Here is a 14,828-nt window from a genome sequence, read left to right as displayed (position 1 = left end):
GCCGGCGCGGCGCAGGTCCGCGGCGCGAGCGGCCTCAGCGCATGCGCACGACGACTCGGTCGGGCCTCGCGTCGCTGTCGAGCATGATGCTGTCGGCCTTCTCCGTGAGCGCGCGCGGCCCCATGCGGCGCTCGAGCTCCGCGACCACGCGCACCGCTTGCTCCAGGCGACGCCGGTAGGGCGGCTTGCCGAGCGAGAGCGACAAGCCCGACTTGCCGACCACGAGCGTCATGGCGCCGTCATCGCCCACGTGGGCCTGCTGGAGCGGCGCCTTCGCCGACAGCGACGTCTCGCCGTACTCCGCGACCAGGTCGAGGGCCCGCTTGATCTCGAGCACCACGCCGTCGCGGTCCTCAAGCACCGCGTCGGCGCGCAGGCCCGTCACGATCGGCATGTCGACGGGGTCGCTCGCTTCGAGGCGCTTCCAGATCTCGCCGTCGCGCGCGGCGAGGTACACCGTGTCGCCGATGCCCACGAGAGCCGCGGGCTCGCGCTCAATGACGTGCACGAGGACCGTGCCCGGTAGACGACGCGACAGCGTCACTTCACGGAGCCACGGGTCGCTCGAGAGCTTCTCCTTCACGTCGGCCAAATCGAGCGCGAAGACGTTCTGCCCGAGGGCGAGGCCGGCGCGCTCGAGGATCTCGGCCTCGCTCCGGTGGTGGTTCCCCGACACCGCAACGTTGGTGAGGGCGAAGCGCGGGCTCTCGCGGACGTAGCGGCGCGTCGACCAAGCCAGGCCACCGGCCACCGATACGACGAGGAGCACGCTTAGCACGACGCGGATGACCGCCATGAAGCCGACGAGGAATCGGCTCGGTGGCGCCGCCGCCGGCGGGGGCGCAACGGACGGCGGTTCGCTCACGGTGAGCGGCTCCGATTCTTCGAACTCGTCGCCGAGCACGTCCGGCGGCAGCTGCGGCTTTGCGACGCGACGGTTCGACGGAATCACGGCGCCTTGCCCTCGGCTTCGAGGACGCTCAGGAGCTCACGCGCGCTCTGATTGATGTCACCGGCGCCGAGCGCGATGACCAAGTCGCCGGGGCGCACGATCTCACGGAGCTTCGCCGAGACCTGCTTCTTGTCGCGCACGAAGGTGACGGCGTGGTGGCCGTGCGCGCGAATCGCGTTCGAGAGCGATTCGCCTGACGCGCCCTCGATGGGCGCTTCGCCGGCCGGGTAAACGTCGGTCACGACGAGGACGTCGGCGCCGTTGAAGGAGCGCGTGAAGTCTTCGAAGAGCGCCGCCGTGCGCGTGTAGCGGTGCGGCTGAAAGGCGACGACGACGCGGCGGTCGAAGCCGGACTGGGCCGCCGCCAAGGTGGCCGCCACCTCCGCCGGATGGTGCCCGTAGTCGTCAACGATCATCACGTCGCCGCGCTTGCCGTCACGCGCGATGGGCACGGTTCCGAGCACCGTAAAGCGCCGCTGGACGCCGTGGAACGACGCGATGGCCTCCCGTGTCACGTTGAGCGGCACCTCCAGCTCGTCGGCGACGGCGATGACGGCGAGGGCGTTCTGAACGTTGTGCGCGCCCGGCATCCGCACAGTGAACTCTCCGAGCGACTCGCCGCGGCGCGTGACCGTGAAGCGCGTCGAGAGGCCTTCGAAGGCGAGATCGCGGGCGCGGTAGTCGGCCTGTCGCGCCATGCCGTAGGTGACGTGACGCCGGTTGATCCGCGGCAGGAGCTCCTGAACGTGAGGGTGATCGTGGCAGAGGACGCAGAGGCCGTAGAACGGGGTCTTGTTGGCGAACTGCACGAACGCTTCTTTTACGGCCTCGTGGGTTCCGTAGTGGTCGAGGTGCTCGGCGTCGATGTTTGTGACAACGGCGATGGTGGGCGTGAGGCGCAAGAACGAGCCGTCGCTCTCGTCGGCTTCGGCCACAAAGAGATCACCGGCGCCGAGGCGCGCGTTGGAGCCGAGGGCGTTGACCTTGCCGCCGACCACGACCGTTGGGTCGAGCCCCGCGGCGCGGAGGACTGTGGACACGAGCGATGTCGTCGTTGTCTTGCCGTGCGAGCCGGCGATGGTCACGCAGTACTTGACCCGCATGAGCTCGGCGAGCATCTCGCCGCGGGAGATGGCGGGGATGTCGAGGGCGCGCGCCTCCACGAGCTCAGGATTGTCGGACTTGATGGCCGTCGAGTAGACGATGACGTCGGCGCCGCGGACGTTCGCGGCGGCGTGGCCCGACTGGAAGGTCACGCCCATGGTCACGAGGCGCCGCGTGATGTCGTTCTCTTTCAGATCGGAGCCAGACACGTCGAAGTCCATCGTGCGAAGGATCTCCGCGAGACCGCTCATGCCGATGCCGCCGATGCCGACGAAGTGAACGTGCCTTACCCGACCTCGAAACATTCCTGACCGCGCCCTTCTATACGGCCATACGAAACAACGCGCCCATCCGGCAAGTCTTCGGCCTCTTCCGCCACGGTTCGGCTTCCGACGCCGGCCTTGCCGGGGCCGGGCCCAAGCGGCCGCGGGACGATACCCGCGAGGCCAAGCAAGTCGGCGGCCACCTGGGCCGCCGCCTGGGGCCGTCCGACGCTTCGGGCCGCCTCTGCCATCGCCGCGCGCCGCTCCGGCTCTTGAAACAAGAGCACCAGCTCGCGTGCCAATCGGACGCCGTCGGCGGCCTCTTGCCGAATGGCGAGCGCACCGCCCGCCGAAACGAGCGCCGCCGCGTTTTTCGCTTGGTGATCGTCGGCGGCAAACGGAAACGGGATGAGGATCGAGGCGCGGCCGACGGCGCTAATCTCCGCGACGGTGCTGGCACCGGCGCGGCCCACGACGACGTCGGCGTCGCGCATGGCGCCGGCCACGTCGTCGAGAAAGGCGGCCACGGTTACGTTCTTCGCGCCCTCGCGCTCGTAAGCGGCTCGAACGTCGGCCTCGCGCTCGCGGCCCGTTTGATGCACGACGCTGAGAGCGGGGTGGACCCGCTGCGCGCGCGGATGGCGTCGGGGAGTCGCTCGTTGATGGCCTGCGCGCCCTGGCTGCCGCCGAGCACCAGCACCCGCACCGAGGCGCCGGCTTGCCCCCGAACCTCGTAGGGCGACGCCTCGAAGCCCTCGCGCAGGGGCACACCAAAGGCGCGCACCGCGCCGCGCGGCGTGGATGCGCCCGCCGCCGAGAGCCAGGCCACGTATGCCCGCCGACAGGCGGGAGCGAGGACGCGGTTCGCAAATCCCATGACCGCGTTCGGCTCGAGCAGCGTGACGGGGATGCGCATCGCGGCGGCGGCCAAGGACACGGGGCCCGCGGCGTAGCCGCCCACGCTGAGGACCACGCGGGGCCGGACCCGGCGCAAGAGGCCCGCCGCGCGCACGGCGGCAGCGCCTGCGACGGCGCCGCCACGAAGAAAGCGGAACGCGCCGCCACCCTTCATGGGCTCCACGTGCAGCGTCTCGAGGGCGTAGCCGCGCTCGGGGATCACGCGGGCTTCGAGGCCGCGCTCGGTGCCGACGAAGACGACGCGAACGTCGGCGATGCGCGTCAGCGCGTCGGCCACGGCGAGGGCTGGAAAGACGTGACCGCCGGTGCCGCCGCCGGCGATAAGGACCGTGGGCCGCTCACTGTCAGCGGCGCGCTCTTTCGCGGCGCCGCTCACAGCGCCTCCAACGTCGGCGTGAGCGACTCGTCGGCGTTCGCTTGGCCCCGCTCGTCGAGCCCGCTGCCGGACTCGGGCTGACGAAGCGCCTCGACGGGGCCCTGCCGCGAGATGTTGAGCAACACGGCGGCCGCCGCCGCGTTCACCAAGAGAGAGGACCCACCGTAGCTCAAGAACGGCAAGGTCAGTCCCTTCGTCGGCAGAACGGCCAACGCGACCGACAGGTTCACGAGGGCCTGCACCGCGAACATCGTGGCGATGCCAAACCCAAGGTACGCGCCGTAGTCGTCCGGTGCGCGAAGCGCGGCGCGCACGCCGCGCACCACGAGCAGCAGGTAGGCGCCGGCGAGGAGCAAGATCCCGATGAAGCCAAGTTCCTCTCCCACGATGGCGGCGACGAAGTCAGTGTGCGCCTCCGGCAAGTACAACGTCTGGAGCCCTTTTCCGATTCCGAGGCCCGTCGTGCCACCGGAGCCGAACGACATCACCGATTGGAACGGCTGGTAGGCGAGGTCGTGCTTGTACTGATCCATGTTCATCCACGCGAGGTACCGGACGTAGCGGTACTGGCTGAATCGAATGGCCGCGACCGCGAACGCGCTCCCGAGGATCGACGCGCCCAAGATGTAGCCGAGCTTGGCGCCTGCCACGAAGAGCATGGTGAACGTCAAGAGGAGGAGCACGACAGCGCTCCCGAAGTCCGGCTGCTTCATGCAAAGGAACATGAAGAGCCCGGCGACCAAGAGGTGCGGCAAGAAGCCGACGGCGAACGTCTTGACGCGTTCGGCCTTCTTCGCGAGCGAATACGCCAGCCACGTCACCAGCGCGAGCTTCGCCATCTCCGCCGGCTGCACGTGGATGGGACCGAGCGCGAGCCAGCGGGTGGCGCCGCCACCGCTCTTACCGAAGCCCACGACGCAGAGCGTGAGCAGCGTGCCGACGCCTACGAGGACCGGGTAGGTCAGCTTGTAGAGCCGGTGGTAGTCGATGCGGCTCACGCCGTACATCATGAGCAGCGACATGGTCGCGTAGACGACCTGCTTCTTGAGGAAGAACTGCGGATCCCGGTGGGTCACCGTCGCGTGGACCGCCGACGCGCTGTAGACCATCACCACGCCGAAGCCGACGAGCGCGATGACAACGGCGGCCATGATGGGGTCGACGGGCCCGGCCGCGCGCCGCTCATTCGGGCGCGCGTCGAGGGGGGCCGCAAGCTCGATGGCGATGCGACGGTTGCCGGCGGCTCTTTCGTCGCGCGACTCGCGCTTCGCGGGCGCCCGCGAGGTTCCCCGCGTTGGCGCTTGCGATTCGCGACGAGTCCAAAACATCATCCACCGAGGCCCTTCACCGCGCGAACAAAGGCGTCGCCGCGGTCCTTGTAGTCACGGAACATGTCGAAACTGGAGCAGGCAGGAGAAAGAAGCACACAATCGCCGGGCTGGGCCAACTCCTGAGCCTTCTTCACCGCGTCGTTCATCGACGCGACCTGGTGGACGGGCACTCGCTGGCCGATGGCCGCCGCCAGAAGCGGCGCCGCCTGCCCCATGAGGACCACCGCCCTGCCCTTCTGCGAGAGCGCCTCGGCGAGGGGCGCGTAACTCCCGCCCTTGTCGACGCCGCCGGCGATGAGGACGGCCTTCGGCTCCGGGACGCCCAAGAGCGCCGTGACCGACGCGCCGACGTTGGTGCCCTTCGAGTCGTCGTAGTAGCGGACGCCGCCGACGGCGCGCACGAAGGCCATGCGGTGCGCGAGCCCTGAAAAAGACGCGAGCACCTGGCGCGCGGCCTTTGAAGAGACGCCCATGTCGAAGGCGACGGCGAGGGCCGCGGCGACGTTCTGCGCGTTGTGCGCGCCCGTCAGGGCAATCTCGTCGGGCGCGAAGGTCTCTGCCGTCGCCCTGACGACGATGGCCTCCGCCGTGACGTCGATGTCGCCGCCGGCTCCGAAGGTGGTGAGACGGGCGCCCCCGCGGCGCGCCTGATGGAGGCATATTTCATCGCCGAAGGGAACGACGGCGAGGTCGGCGGGCCCTTGTCGGCGAAAGGCGTTCCCCTTCGCCGCCGCGTAGCTGTGAAAGCTGTCGTACCGGTCGAGATGATCGGGCGTGACGTTGAGCAAGATCGCCGCGCGCGCGTGGAACGTGTCGACGCGCTCCATCTGGAAGCTCGAGACCTCCAGCACGACCACGTCCCACAGTTCGTCGACGTGGAGCGAGAGCGGCTCACCAAGGTTGCCGCCCACGAAGGTCTTCATTCCGGCAGCGATGAAGAGCTCGCCCAGGAGGCTCGTCGTCGTGCTCTTTCCATTGGTCCCACCGACAGCCACGATGGGAGCAGGCCTCGCGAGCTCGCGCGTGGCCAGCTCGACCTCGCTCCAAATGGCGGCGCCGCGGCGCTCGGCATCACTCAACGCCGCGAACGGCGGAACCCCCGGCGACACGATGACGACGTCGGCCTCATCGACGAGCCGGTCGCGCTCCGAGTCCGCCGCGACTTCGCCCCCGTCGGCCACAAACTGGGCGGCGGCAGCGCCGAGCTCGGCGAGGGCCTTCCGATCGACGCCAACGACGCGGGCGCCGCGCTTCAGGCAGAGACGCCCTGCCGCTACCCCGCTTAGTCCCAAGCCGACGACAACGACACGTTTTCCCTTCAGCACGGCTCGTCGCTCCTCGTTCTCTTTGACTTGGTGTCTTGGGGGCTCTTCTCGTCAGCGAAGCTTCAGGCTGGAGAGCGTCACGAGCGCCAGAAGCACCGACACGATCCAGAAGCGGACGATGATCTTTGGCTCCGGCCACCCCTTCTTCTCGTAGTGGTGATGAATCGGCGCCATCAGGAAGATGCGCTTGCCCGTAAGCTTGAACGATGTGACCTGAACGATGACGCTCACGGCCTCGAGGAAGAAGACGCCACCGAGGATGATCGACAAGAGCTCGTTCTTGGTGAAGACGGCGACCATCCCCAGGCCCCCGCCGAGCGCTAGCGAGCCGACGTCACCCATGAAGACCTGCGCCGGGTACGTGTTGTACCAAAGGAAGCCGATGCCGGCGCCGACGATGGCGCCGCAGTAGATCGACAGCTCACCGACGCCACCGAAGCCGGCGATGTCGAGGTACCGCGCCACCACGAACTTCTGCGCGACGTTCGCGATGCCAAAGGTGGCGCCGGCGAGGTACGCCCAAACGAGGTAGGTGACGCCGTTGATGATCACCGGGCCGATGGCGAGACCGTCTAGCCCATCGGTGAGGTTGACGGCGTTCGACATGGCCATCACCACCAAGATCGCGAACGGCAGGTAGACCCCGATGGGAAGCTCGATGGGGTGCTTGTTGAACGACAAGAAGGGGATGGAGAGGCGCGTGCGGATCTCCCAAAAATCCGCCGGGACGTGCTCCTTCGACAGCAAGACGTACGCGAGGACGCCGCCGGCGATCACGAACTGGCCGAGCAGCTTGTAGCGGCCGGGCACGCCCTTCGAGTTGCGAAAGCGAATCTTCAGGTAGTCGTCGAGGTAGCCGATGACGCCATAGCCAGCGGTCACCGCCGTCGTCGCCCACACGAAGACGTTCTTGATGTCGCACCAGAGGACCGTCGGCAAGAGCACCGACAAGAGGATGAGCGCGCCGCCCATCGTGGGGGTCCCCTGCTTGACCTTGTGCGTCTCGGGGCCGTCGGCGCGCACAACCTGCCCGATCTGCTTCTTCTGTAGCTCGCGTATGAACCAGGGCGACAGAATGAACGAGAGCAACATGGCCGTGATGGTGGCGGCGATGATGCGAAAGGGTACGTAGCGCAGAACGTTGAGCCAGCCGAGCCAGCTCGCAGAGTTGCGCAGCGGATAGAAGAGTTCGGGGATCAACGTGCGTCTCCCATGAGCGCACGAACGACGCGCTCCGTGCCGATGGAGCGAGAGCCCTTGACGAGAACGACGTCGCGCGGCGTCACCTCGCGGAGCGCGAGGGCCGCCGCGGCCTCCACGCTCCCGGCAGCCACGGCGGGGACGCCCTTCTCCTTCGCCCGTGCGACGGCGCGGTCCATGAGCCCGCCGCAGCCGATGAAGAGACCGACGCTGGCGCGCGCAACGGCGTCACCGAGCTCGTCGTGGGCTTCCGCTGCTTGGGGCCCAAGCTCGCGCATCTCACCGAGGACGCAGACGGCGCGCCGACCGTCGGCGCGCGCGGTCTCCGACAAGGAAGCGAGGGCGTTGTCCATACTCTGAGGGCTGGCATTGTACGTGTCATCGACGACAATGGCCCCATCGGTTCGTACGGCCACGGCGGCGCGGCCCGGTATGCTAGAGACCGCCGCGGCGGCAGCGCTCAGCTCTTCGTCCGTGACGGGACGCCCAAGGGCGGCCTCAACCGCGAGCGCGGCGCACGCGAAGTCGACAGCGGCGCCTTCGCCGACGAGCGGAAACGCGACGGAAACGCACCGGCCGCCGCGCCATTCGAGCCGCAGCCGCGCGCCGCGGAAGCCGAGGCTCTCTCGCTCGACGACGGCGAGATCGGACGGAGCGTGCCGGGAGAAGACGCGGAGTGCGCGGCCCGCTTCCAACTGAGCGGCCGCTTGGGCTTCCGCCACCGACAGCGCATCATCGGCGCTCACGATGAGCGTCGCGCCTGTCGCAGCGCCGCGGAGGAGGGCGCCCTTCTCTCGGGCCACGTCCTCCCGGGTACCCCCCAGGTTCTCGGCGTGTGCGAGCCCGATAAGCGTGACGGCGGCCACGTCGGGGCGGACGATCCTCGCGAGCTCGCTCATCTCGCCCGGCAAGCTCATGCCGCATTCGAGCACCGCGAAGCGATGCGCCTCGGTCAGCGTGAAGATCATGGCCGGCACGCCGATGCGGTTGTTGAGGTTGCCGGCGGTAGCCACAACGGCGCTCTCGCCGGCGGCGGCCCGGAGCAGCGCCGCGCACAGCTCCTTCGTGGTCGTCTTGCCCACGCTGCCGGTGACGGCAACGACGCGAACCGCCCTATCGCATTCGCGCCACCGCCGAAGATGAAACGCGGCGAGGTCGCCCCAGGCGCACAGCGTGTCGTCGACCTCGAGGACATCGACGCGGAGCTCATCAAGCTTGGCAGCGCCCCGCTCGACGACGAGGAGCGTCGCACCGGCGCCCTCCGCCGCAGCGAGGAACTGGTGACCGTCGTGGACCTCGCCGCGAAGGGCCACGAAGATCGAGCCGGGGACCACGGCGCGGCTGTCGGTGGTGAGGCCGTGATGCTGCGCGTTCGCGTCGCCGCGCAGTCGACCGGCAGTTGCGAGCGTCGCTTCGCGGCTCGAGATGGGCGCGCGATTCTGCGGGATCGGCGTCGCCACTAGCGCCCCCGCCGGCGCCCAAGCGCGGCTCGCGCGACGACGCGATCGTCGAAGGGAAGTTTCTGGTGCCCGACCACTTGGTAGTCTTCGTGCCCTTTGCCCGCGATCAAGATCGCATCGCCCGGCGCCGCCGCTAGGACGGCGAGGTCGATGGCACGCTCTCGATCGACCTCGACGAGGAGGCCACGCGCGGCCACGCCGAGCTCGCTCGCCGCGAGGTCGGACAGCCCCTCCGCGCGCGCGCCCGCGGCGGCCGCCGCCGCGATGAGCGCCGGATCTTCGGTGCGCGGGTTGTCGCTCGTGACCACAACGATGTCGGCGCCGAGCGCCGCGGCGCGTCCCATCGGCTCGCGCTTCGAGGCATCGCGATCTCCGCCGCAGCCGAACACGCAGAAGAGGCGCCCTTCGCTCGCGGTGCGTGTCGCGGCGAGGGCCCGCACGAGCGCGTCGGGCGTGTGCGCGTAGTCGACGAGCACGGTGACGTCGTCACCGGGCGCGTCGCAGCGCTCGAGCCGCCCGGGGACGCCGGCGTACGCGGAGAGGCCCATCGCGGCGCGCTCGACGTCGAGCTCGAGGGCGCAGACGATGCCGAGGGCCGTCGCGATGTTCTCGAGGTTGTGGCCGCCGACGAGCCGCGACTCGATGTCGACCTTGCCAGAAGGCGTACGGAAGCGTGCCTTGAGCGCGTGCCGGTCGAGGCTCGTGAAGGTTGGGACGACCTCCGCGTCGAAGTCGTCGCGCGCGCTCGTCCGGATCGGGCGCTGGAGACGCTCCGCCAGCGCTCGCCCGAAGGGGTCGTCGACGTTGACGACCGCCCCGCCGGGACCGAAGTCGAGAAACAACCTCGCCTTCGCAGCGCCGTACGCGTCCATCGACTTGTGAAAGTCGAGGTGATCTTGCGTGAGGTTGGTAAAGGCGGCGACGCGAAAGCGGATGGCTTCCACGCGCTTCAACTCAAGGGCGATGCTCGACACCTCCATGACCACGTGCGCCGCTTTGCGCTCGCGCATCGCGAGGAGGACGCGAGAGAGCTCGTCGGCCTCCGGCGTCGTGTGCGCGGCGGGCACGGACCAATCGCCGAAGCTGTGCCCGAGCGTGCCGACGATGCCGCAAGAAGGCTCACCGACGGCGGCGTCGATGGCCGCGCGCACGAGGTGACTCGTGGTGGTCTTTCCGTTGGTGCCGGTGATGCCGACGATCTCGAGGGAGAAAGCGGGGTGCCCGTAGACCGCTTCCGCCGCGAAGGCCATGGCGGTCCGCTCGTCGCCCACGATGATCTGGGGAACGGAGAGGCCCGCGAGCGGCGCCCTCTCCGCGAGGACGGCCACGGCGCCGCGTCGCAGCGCGTCGTCCACGAACTTGGTGCCGTCCTGGCTCCCGCCACGACGCGCGACGAAGAGGTCACCGGCGCTCACGCGGCGCGAATCGTGGTGGACTCCGGTGACGCGCACGCGCGCGTCGCCCACGATGTCGACGCTCCCTCTGAGTTCGCGGCCCAGCTCCGCGAGCGACAGTCCCGTCGTCATGAGGCGGGCTCGAAGAGAAGGCGCACCGGACTCCCCTTCTGAGCCGGAGCCCCGCCCGCCGGAGTCTGCTTGATGAGGCGTCCGAAGCCCTCGACCTGTGGCACGAAGCCGGCCGCCGTGAGGGCGCGAACGGCCTCTCGCGCGGGCATGCCGGCAAGATCCGGCACGCGGACCGCGCCGTCGGTCATGGTCACCGGAGGCACCTCGGCTTCCACGGGGCGCGCCTTCGCGAAGATCGCGCGCGCTTGATCGGCGGGGTCGCCTTCGCGTGAGACCGCGAGCGTGCGCGAAGGCGCCGGCGCGTGAACCCCCAGGGTGCGGAGCGCTGCCTCGGCCACGCGACGAAAGACCGGGCCCGCCAAGTCGCCGCCGTAGTGGCCGATGATGGGCTCGTCGAGGACCACCGCTACCACGACGCGCGGTCGCTCCGCGGGAACGAAGCCCACGAACGACGAGGTGTACTTCTCGTTGGAGTACTTCCCCGTGAGCGGATCGATCTTCTGGGCCGTCGCGGTCTTGCCCGCCACGCGGAAGCCAGGCACGGCCGCCTCAACGCCCGTACCACCGGGCTCGGTGACAGCCGTCAGCATGTCCGCGACGGTGCGCGCCACGCCCGGCGGCACGACCTCACGGCGGACCCGTGGCAGGCCGTCACGAACAACCTCACCGCGCGCGTTGGTGATCTTCTTCACCAAGATGGGCTCGAGCAAGCGACCGCCGTTGGCGAGCGCCGCGAAGGCCGTGGCCAACTGCAGCGTCGTGACGCTGACGCCCTGACCGAACGAAGCGTTGGCCGTCTCGACCTCAAACCATGGGCGGCCGCGGGGCCTGAGGACGCCGGCGGCCTCTCCTGGCAGGGGAACGCCCGTCGGCTCGGCGAAGCCGAACTTGCGGAACGTCCCGTAGAGACCCGCTTCGCCGAGACTGAGGCCGATCTTGAGCGTGCCGATGTTCGAGCTCTTGGCGAGGATCTGGGTGGGCGTCATCCAGCCGTTCTGGTGCGTGTCGTGGATAACGACGGGGCCCAGCTTGTAGTTCCCGTTCTCGCAGAAGATCTGCTCGGTGGCCTTGAGCGTGCCTGACGCGAGAGCGCCGGCGAGCGTGAAGGCTTTCATGACGGAGCCGGGCTCGAAGCGATCGGCGATGGCGCGGTCGCGACGCGCCTCCGTCTCCGACTGACCGTAGTCGTTGGGGTTGTAGCCGGGCACCGACGCCATCGCGAGGATCTCGCCGCTGTTCGGCTCCATGACGACGAGCGAGGCGCTCCGAAGCTCGTAGGTGCCGAAGGCCCCGTCGAGCTCCTTCTCGGCGAAGCGCTGGAGCCCCGCGTCGATGGCGAGCTGCACATCGTGGCCCGCGAAGGCCTCCGGCTGCGCCGAGCCGTTCGAGAAGATGAGCCGACCGCTCCGGTCACGCAAGCCGTTAACCTCTTCGACGCGACCGCGAAGGTCCTCGTCGAGCGAGAGCTCGAGCCCGTCTTTGCCGAGGCCGTCGGGTGCGACGAATCCGAGGAGCGGCCCGGCGAGCTCGCGGCCCGGGTAGTAACGCTGCCCTTCCCCCTCGATGGCGATGCCGCGGAGCGGCCGCTTCTCGCGCCGAACGTCGCCGAGCGCCTTGAGCGCCGCCGTCTCCTCGCCGGTGATGCGACGCTTGAGCCACGCGAAGCGGCGCTTCGCGTTGAGCTTGGTCCGCACGTCGTCGATGGGCAGCGAGAGGATCTGCGAGAGACGCTGCGACGCGTCCCGGAGGAGCTCGTCTTGCGCCTCCGGTTTCTCGACACCGCGGAGCAGCTCCACCACGTCGATGCTGGCGCTGGGGACTTCCACGCTCACGGCGAGCGTGGTGCCGTTGCGATCGAGCAGCGTGCCGCGCTTCGGCTCGATGTGAAGGCGCCGCTGTCGCTGGCGTTCGGCGACCTCGCGCCAAGCGCTTCCGTCTTCGACCTGAACGCGAAAGGCGGTCGCCACGAGCGCGCCCAGGCCGAGGCCCATGAGCCCCAGGAGAGCGCCCATGCGCATGCGGATCCAGCGCGCGCGCTTCGGGTCGAGGTTCCTCACGGCGCGGCCCCGCGCTGTTCTGCCCCCTCCGTCGCTGCCAGCGGCACGCGTCGCGGCTCCGGCGCTCCGGGCATCTGCACGATGCGGTCGGCGGGTGGCGCCTCCATCCCCAAGAGGGACCGGGCGACGATCTCGACGCGCTCGGGGGTCTTGTAGCTCGCCGCTTCCACCTCGAGGACCCGCTTCACTTCGCGGAGCCTCGCCTGCTCGGCGCGAGAGCGCCCCAGCTCGTAGCCCAAGGACACCGTCTTGCCGCGGAGCGCGAGGTGCACGATGAACGCGCAGACGGTGGCCGTGACGACGAGCGTCCAGACGAGGACGAAGGAGCTTCGTGAGCGCCGAGGGAGGCCCGACGAAACGGCGCTCACGTGTGCGCTCCGGGCAGATCGCTCGGCGTGACACGGACGGCGGCGCGCAGCTTCGCGCTTCGCGCACGAGGGTTCATGTTCTGCTCTTCGTCGGCGGCGACGAGGGGCTTCTTCCAGATGGGAGACCAGCTCTCGCGCACCTGGAACGCGTGCTTGACGAGGCGGTCTTCGAGCGAATGAAACGAGAGCACCGCGCCGACGCCGCCGGCCGCGAGGAGCCCGCCCATGGCCTCGAGGAGCCGTGAGAGTTCGTCGAGCTCGCCGTTGACGGCGATGCGAATGGCCTGAAACGTCCGCGTCGCGGGGTCGACGCCGCCGGTACGGACGGGGCCTGTCGCGCGCACGATGGCGCGGCGAAGATCGAGCGTCGTCACGAGGTCGCCATCCTGGATCGCGCGCTTGATGCTGTGGGCGATGCGGCGTGAGCGTCGTTCGTCGCCGAAGCGGTAGATGACGTCGGCGAGATCTTCTTCGCGCATGTTGCGCATCATCTCGAGGGCCGTCTCGCCGCTGGTGGGGTCCATGCGCATGTCGACGGGGCCTTCGCGGCGAAAGCTCATGCCGCGACTGGCGTCGTCGAGCTGCGGCGAGCTCACGCCGAGGTCGGCGCAGAGGCCATCGACGCGCGTGACCCCGAGCTGCGCGAGCTCTTCGCGAATGGAGCCGAAGGGGGCGCGCACGAGCTCGAAGCGTCCTTCAAAGCGCGCGAGGCGCCGCTCCGCGGCGGCGATGGCAGAGGGATCGCGGTCGAAGCCGATGACCCGACAGTTGGGGTTGGCGAGGAGGAGGCCCTCGGTGTGACCGCCACCGCCGAGCGTCGCGTCGACGTAGAGGCCGCCGTCTTTCGGCGCGAGGGCGCTCACCATCTCGCGAAGCATGACGGTCGTGTGCTGGTAGCTCTCCACCACTTCGACCTGCCCTTCTTCTTCCATCCAGACCCATTCGATGGCGCCGCCGTCGAGGCCCGGCAGCGCCAGCTGCGAGCCGACGGGGGCTGCGAGCGCGACGTCGCTGGAGGAGGGCGCATCGGGGACGACGCGCGCTGCTTGTCCGCTCATAGACCCAGCTCCGCGAGGCGCGAGGAGATGTCGCGGCGCTCGTCATCGGTCGTTTCGAAGTGGGTCTTCCAGATCTCTTTGTCCCAAAGCTCGGCGTAGCGACCGCTTCCGGCCCAGAGAACGTCCTTCTTGAGCGACGCGTGTTCGCGCAGCGTGGCGGGCAAGAGGATGCGGCCCGAGTCGTCGACCTCGCACTCGACGGCCCCGGACACGTAGATGCGGCGGAGCTTCTGCACGGCGCGGTCGAACTGGGGGAGCTTCGCGAGGCGCTCTTCGAAGCCGGTCCATTCGGGGAGCGAATAGGCCACGAGGCAGGGATCGAGGCCGCTCGTGATCACGATGTGGCGCTGGCCCAAGGCCGCGAGCGTGTCGCGATAACGCGCCGGCAGGCTGGTCCTGCCTTTCGCGTCAATCGTGTGCTCGTAGCGACCGCGGAACACGAAGGGGGGACCTCACCGCCGGGGGAAGGGCCTTGGGGAGGGGTCGCGTCGGAGCGGAACATCATGCCCCGAGCCGCCGCTACCTGTCACTCCTTGGCACTTCTTCCCACGTGCTGTTCGCACGGTATGGAGGCGACGGATCGGTGTCAATAAATAGGTGGCAACTTAACGAAGCGTGATCGCGCACTTAGGGTGGCAGGACGGCTGTCCATGTGTGCGGGGATGGACGGGTGGTCAGGTGGGGGTGGGAGGGGCGAAGGTTGAGGGGAAAAGGGGCTGAGGGCAAAGATCGGGGGGTCGGGGGGAAAGACGACGGCGAGTCCGCCGCACGGCGCCCCGTTCTCCCCTACCGGCACCGCTAAGCCCGCGGCCGCAATCACTCGCCCGCGGCGCGGCCGTCTCGGGTCGTCGTCCTGGTGGCGATCGCGAAGGCCGACGGGCGAAGGCCCG

General features: G+C 69.3%; 13 protein-coding genes. All 13 read right to left on the bottom strand.

Annotated elements, in window-relative coordinates:
* Window positions 1–34: 34 nt before the first annotated feature.
* On the bottom strand, window positions 35–952 hold the full coding sequence (locus tag IPG50_23650) for an FtsQ-type POTRA domain-containing protein (GenBank protein MBK6695180.1): 918 nt from the start codon (window positions 950–952) through the stop codon (window positions 35–37).
* Window positions 949–2,361: a UDP-N-acetylmuramate--L-alanine ligase gene (locus tag IPG50_23645; GenBank protein MBK6695179.1), complete on the bottom strand. Its 1,413-nt coding sequence runs from the start codon at window positions 2,359–2,361 to the stop codon at window positions 949–951. Before IPG50_23645 ends, IPG50_23650 begins: the two co-directional genes overlap by 4 nt.
* Window positions 2,343–2,921 carry a hypothetical protein gene (locus tag IPG50_23640; GenBank protein MBK6695178.1) on the bottom strand — a complete coding sequence of 193 codons (579 nt, stop codon included), beginning with the start codon at window positions 2,919–2,921 and terminating at the stop codon, window positions 2,343–2,345. The genes IPG50_23645 and IPG50_23640 overlap by 19 nt, the downstream gene beginning before the upstream one ends.
* Window positions 2,849–3,613: a UDP-N-acetylglucosamine--N-acetylmuramyl-(pentapeptide) pyrophosphoryl-undecaprenol N-acetylglucosamine transferase gene (locus IPG50_23635; protein ID MBK6695177.1), complete on the bottom strand. Its 765-nt coding sequence runs from the start codon at window positions 3,611–3,613 to the stop codon at window positions 2,849–2,851. Before IPG50_23635 ends, IPG50_23640 begins: the two co-directional genes overlap by 73 nt.
* Window positions 3,610–4,941: a putative lipid II flippase FtsW gene (gene ftsW, locus IPG50_23630; GenBank protein ID MBK6695176.1), complete on the bottom strand. Its 1,332-nt coding sequence runs from the start codon at window positions 4,939–4,941 to the stop codon at window positions 3,610–3,612. The genes IPG50_23635 and ftsW overlap by 4 nt, the downstream gene beginning before the upstream one ends.
* Window positions 4,941–6,269: a UDP-N-acetylmuramoyl-L-alanine--D-glutamate ligase gene (gene murD / locus IPG50_23625; GenBank protein ID MBK6695175.1), complete on the bottom strand. Its 1,329-nt coding sequence runs from the start codon at window positions 6,267–6,269 to the stop codon at window positions 4,941–4,943. Before murD ends, ftsW begins: the two co-directional genes overlap by 1 nt.
* Before the next feature lie 51 nt (window positions 6,270–6,320).
* On the bottom strand, window positions 6,321–7,469 hold the full coding sequence (locus tag IPG50_23620) for a phospho-N-acetylmuramoyl-pentapeptide-transferase (protein ID MBK6695174.1): 1,149 nt from the start codon (window positions 7,467–7,469) through the stop codon (window positions 6,321–6,323).
* Window positions 7,466–8,929 carry a UDP-N-acetylmuramoyl-tripeptide--D-alanyl-D-alanine ligase gene (locus IPG50_23615; GenBank protein MBK6695173.1) on the bottom strand — a complete coding sequence of 488 codons (1,464 nt, stop codon included), beginning with the start codon at window positions 8,927–8,929 and terminating at the stop codon, window positions 7,466–7,468. Before IPG50_23615 ends, IPG50_23620 begins: the two co-directional genes overlap by 4 nt.
* Window positions 8,929–10,455 carry a UDP-N-acetylmuramoyl-L-alanyl-D-glutamate--2,6-diaminopimelate ligase gene (locus tag IPG50_23610; GenBank protein ID MBK6695172.1) on the bottom strand — a complete coding sequence of 509 codons (1,527 nt, stop codon included), beginning with the start codon at window positions 10,453–10,455 and terminating at the stop codon, window positions 8,929–8,931. Before IPG50_23610 ends, IPG50_23615 begins: the two co-directional genes overlap by 1 nt.
* Entirely contained in the window at window positions 10,452–12,512 is a 2,061-nt protein-coding gene (locus tag IPG50_23605; protein ID MBK6695171.1) for a PASTA domain-containing protein, read from the bottom strand. Before IPG50_23605 ends, IPG50_23610 begins: the two co-directional genes overlap by 4 nt.
* Window positions 12,509–12,880, bottom strand: a complete 372-nt coding sequence (locus IPG50_23600; GenBank protein MBK6695170.1) for a cell division protein FtsL — start codon at window positions 12,878–12,880, stop codon at window positions 12,509–12,511. The genes IPG50_23605 and IPG50_23600 overlap by 4 nt, the downstream gene beginning before the upstream one ends.
* Entirely contained in the window at window positions 12,877–13,812 is a 936-nt protein-coding gene (gene rsmH / locus IPG50_23595; GenBank protein ID MBK6695169.1) for a 16S rRNA (cytosine(1402)-N(4))-methyltransferase RsmH, read from the bottom strand. The genes IPG50_23600 and rsmH overlap by 4 nt, the downstream gene beginning before the upstream one ends.
* A 122-nt stretch (window positions 13,813–13,934) precedes the next feature.
* Entirely contained in the window at window positions 13,935–14,378 is a 444-nt protein-coding gene (gene mraZ / locus IPG50_23590; GenBank protein ID MBK6695168.1) for a division/cell wall cluster transcriptional repressor MraZ, read from the bottom strand.
* Window positions 14,379–14,828 lie beyond the last annotated feature (450 nt).

Source organism: Myxococcales bacterium, assembly GCA_016703425.1.
GTDB lineage: Bacteria > Myxococcota_A > Polyangia > Polyangiales > Polyangiaceae > JADJCA01.
This window is presented reverse-complemented; position numbering and strand designations above follow the sequence as displayed.

Excerpts from the sequence above, each read along its gene's own strand:
- IPG50_23645 (MBK6695179.1), bottom strand. The coding sequence starts at position 2,361 with ATGTTTCGAGGTCGGGTAAGGCACGTTCACTTCGTCGGCATCGGCGGC.
- ftsW (MBK6695176.1), bottom strand. The coding sequence starts at position 4,941 with ATGTTTTGGACTCGTCGCGAATCGCAAGCGCCAACGCGGGGAACCTCG.
- IPG50_23610 (MBK6695172.1), bottom strand. The coding sequence starts at position 10,455 with ATGACGACGGGACTGTCGCTCGCGGAGCTGGGCCGCGAACTCAGAGGG.
- rsmH (MBK6695169.1), bottom strand. The coding sequence starts at position 13,812 with ATGGAAGAAGAAGGGCAGGTCGAAGTGGTGGAGAGCTACCAGCACACG.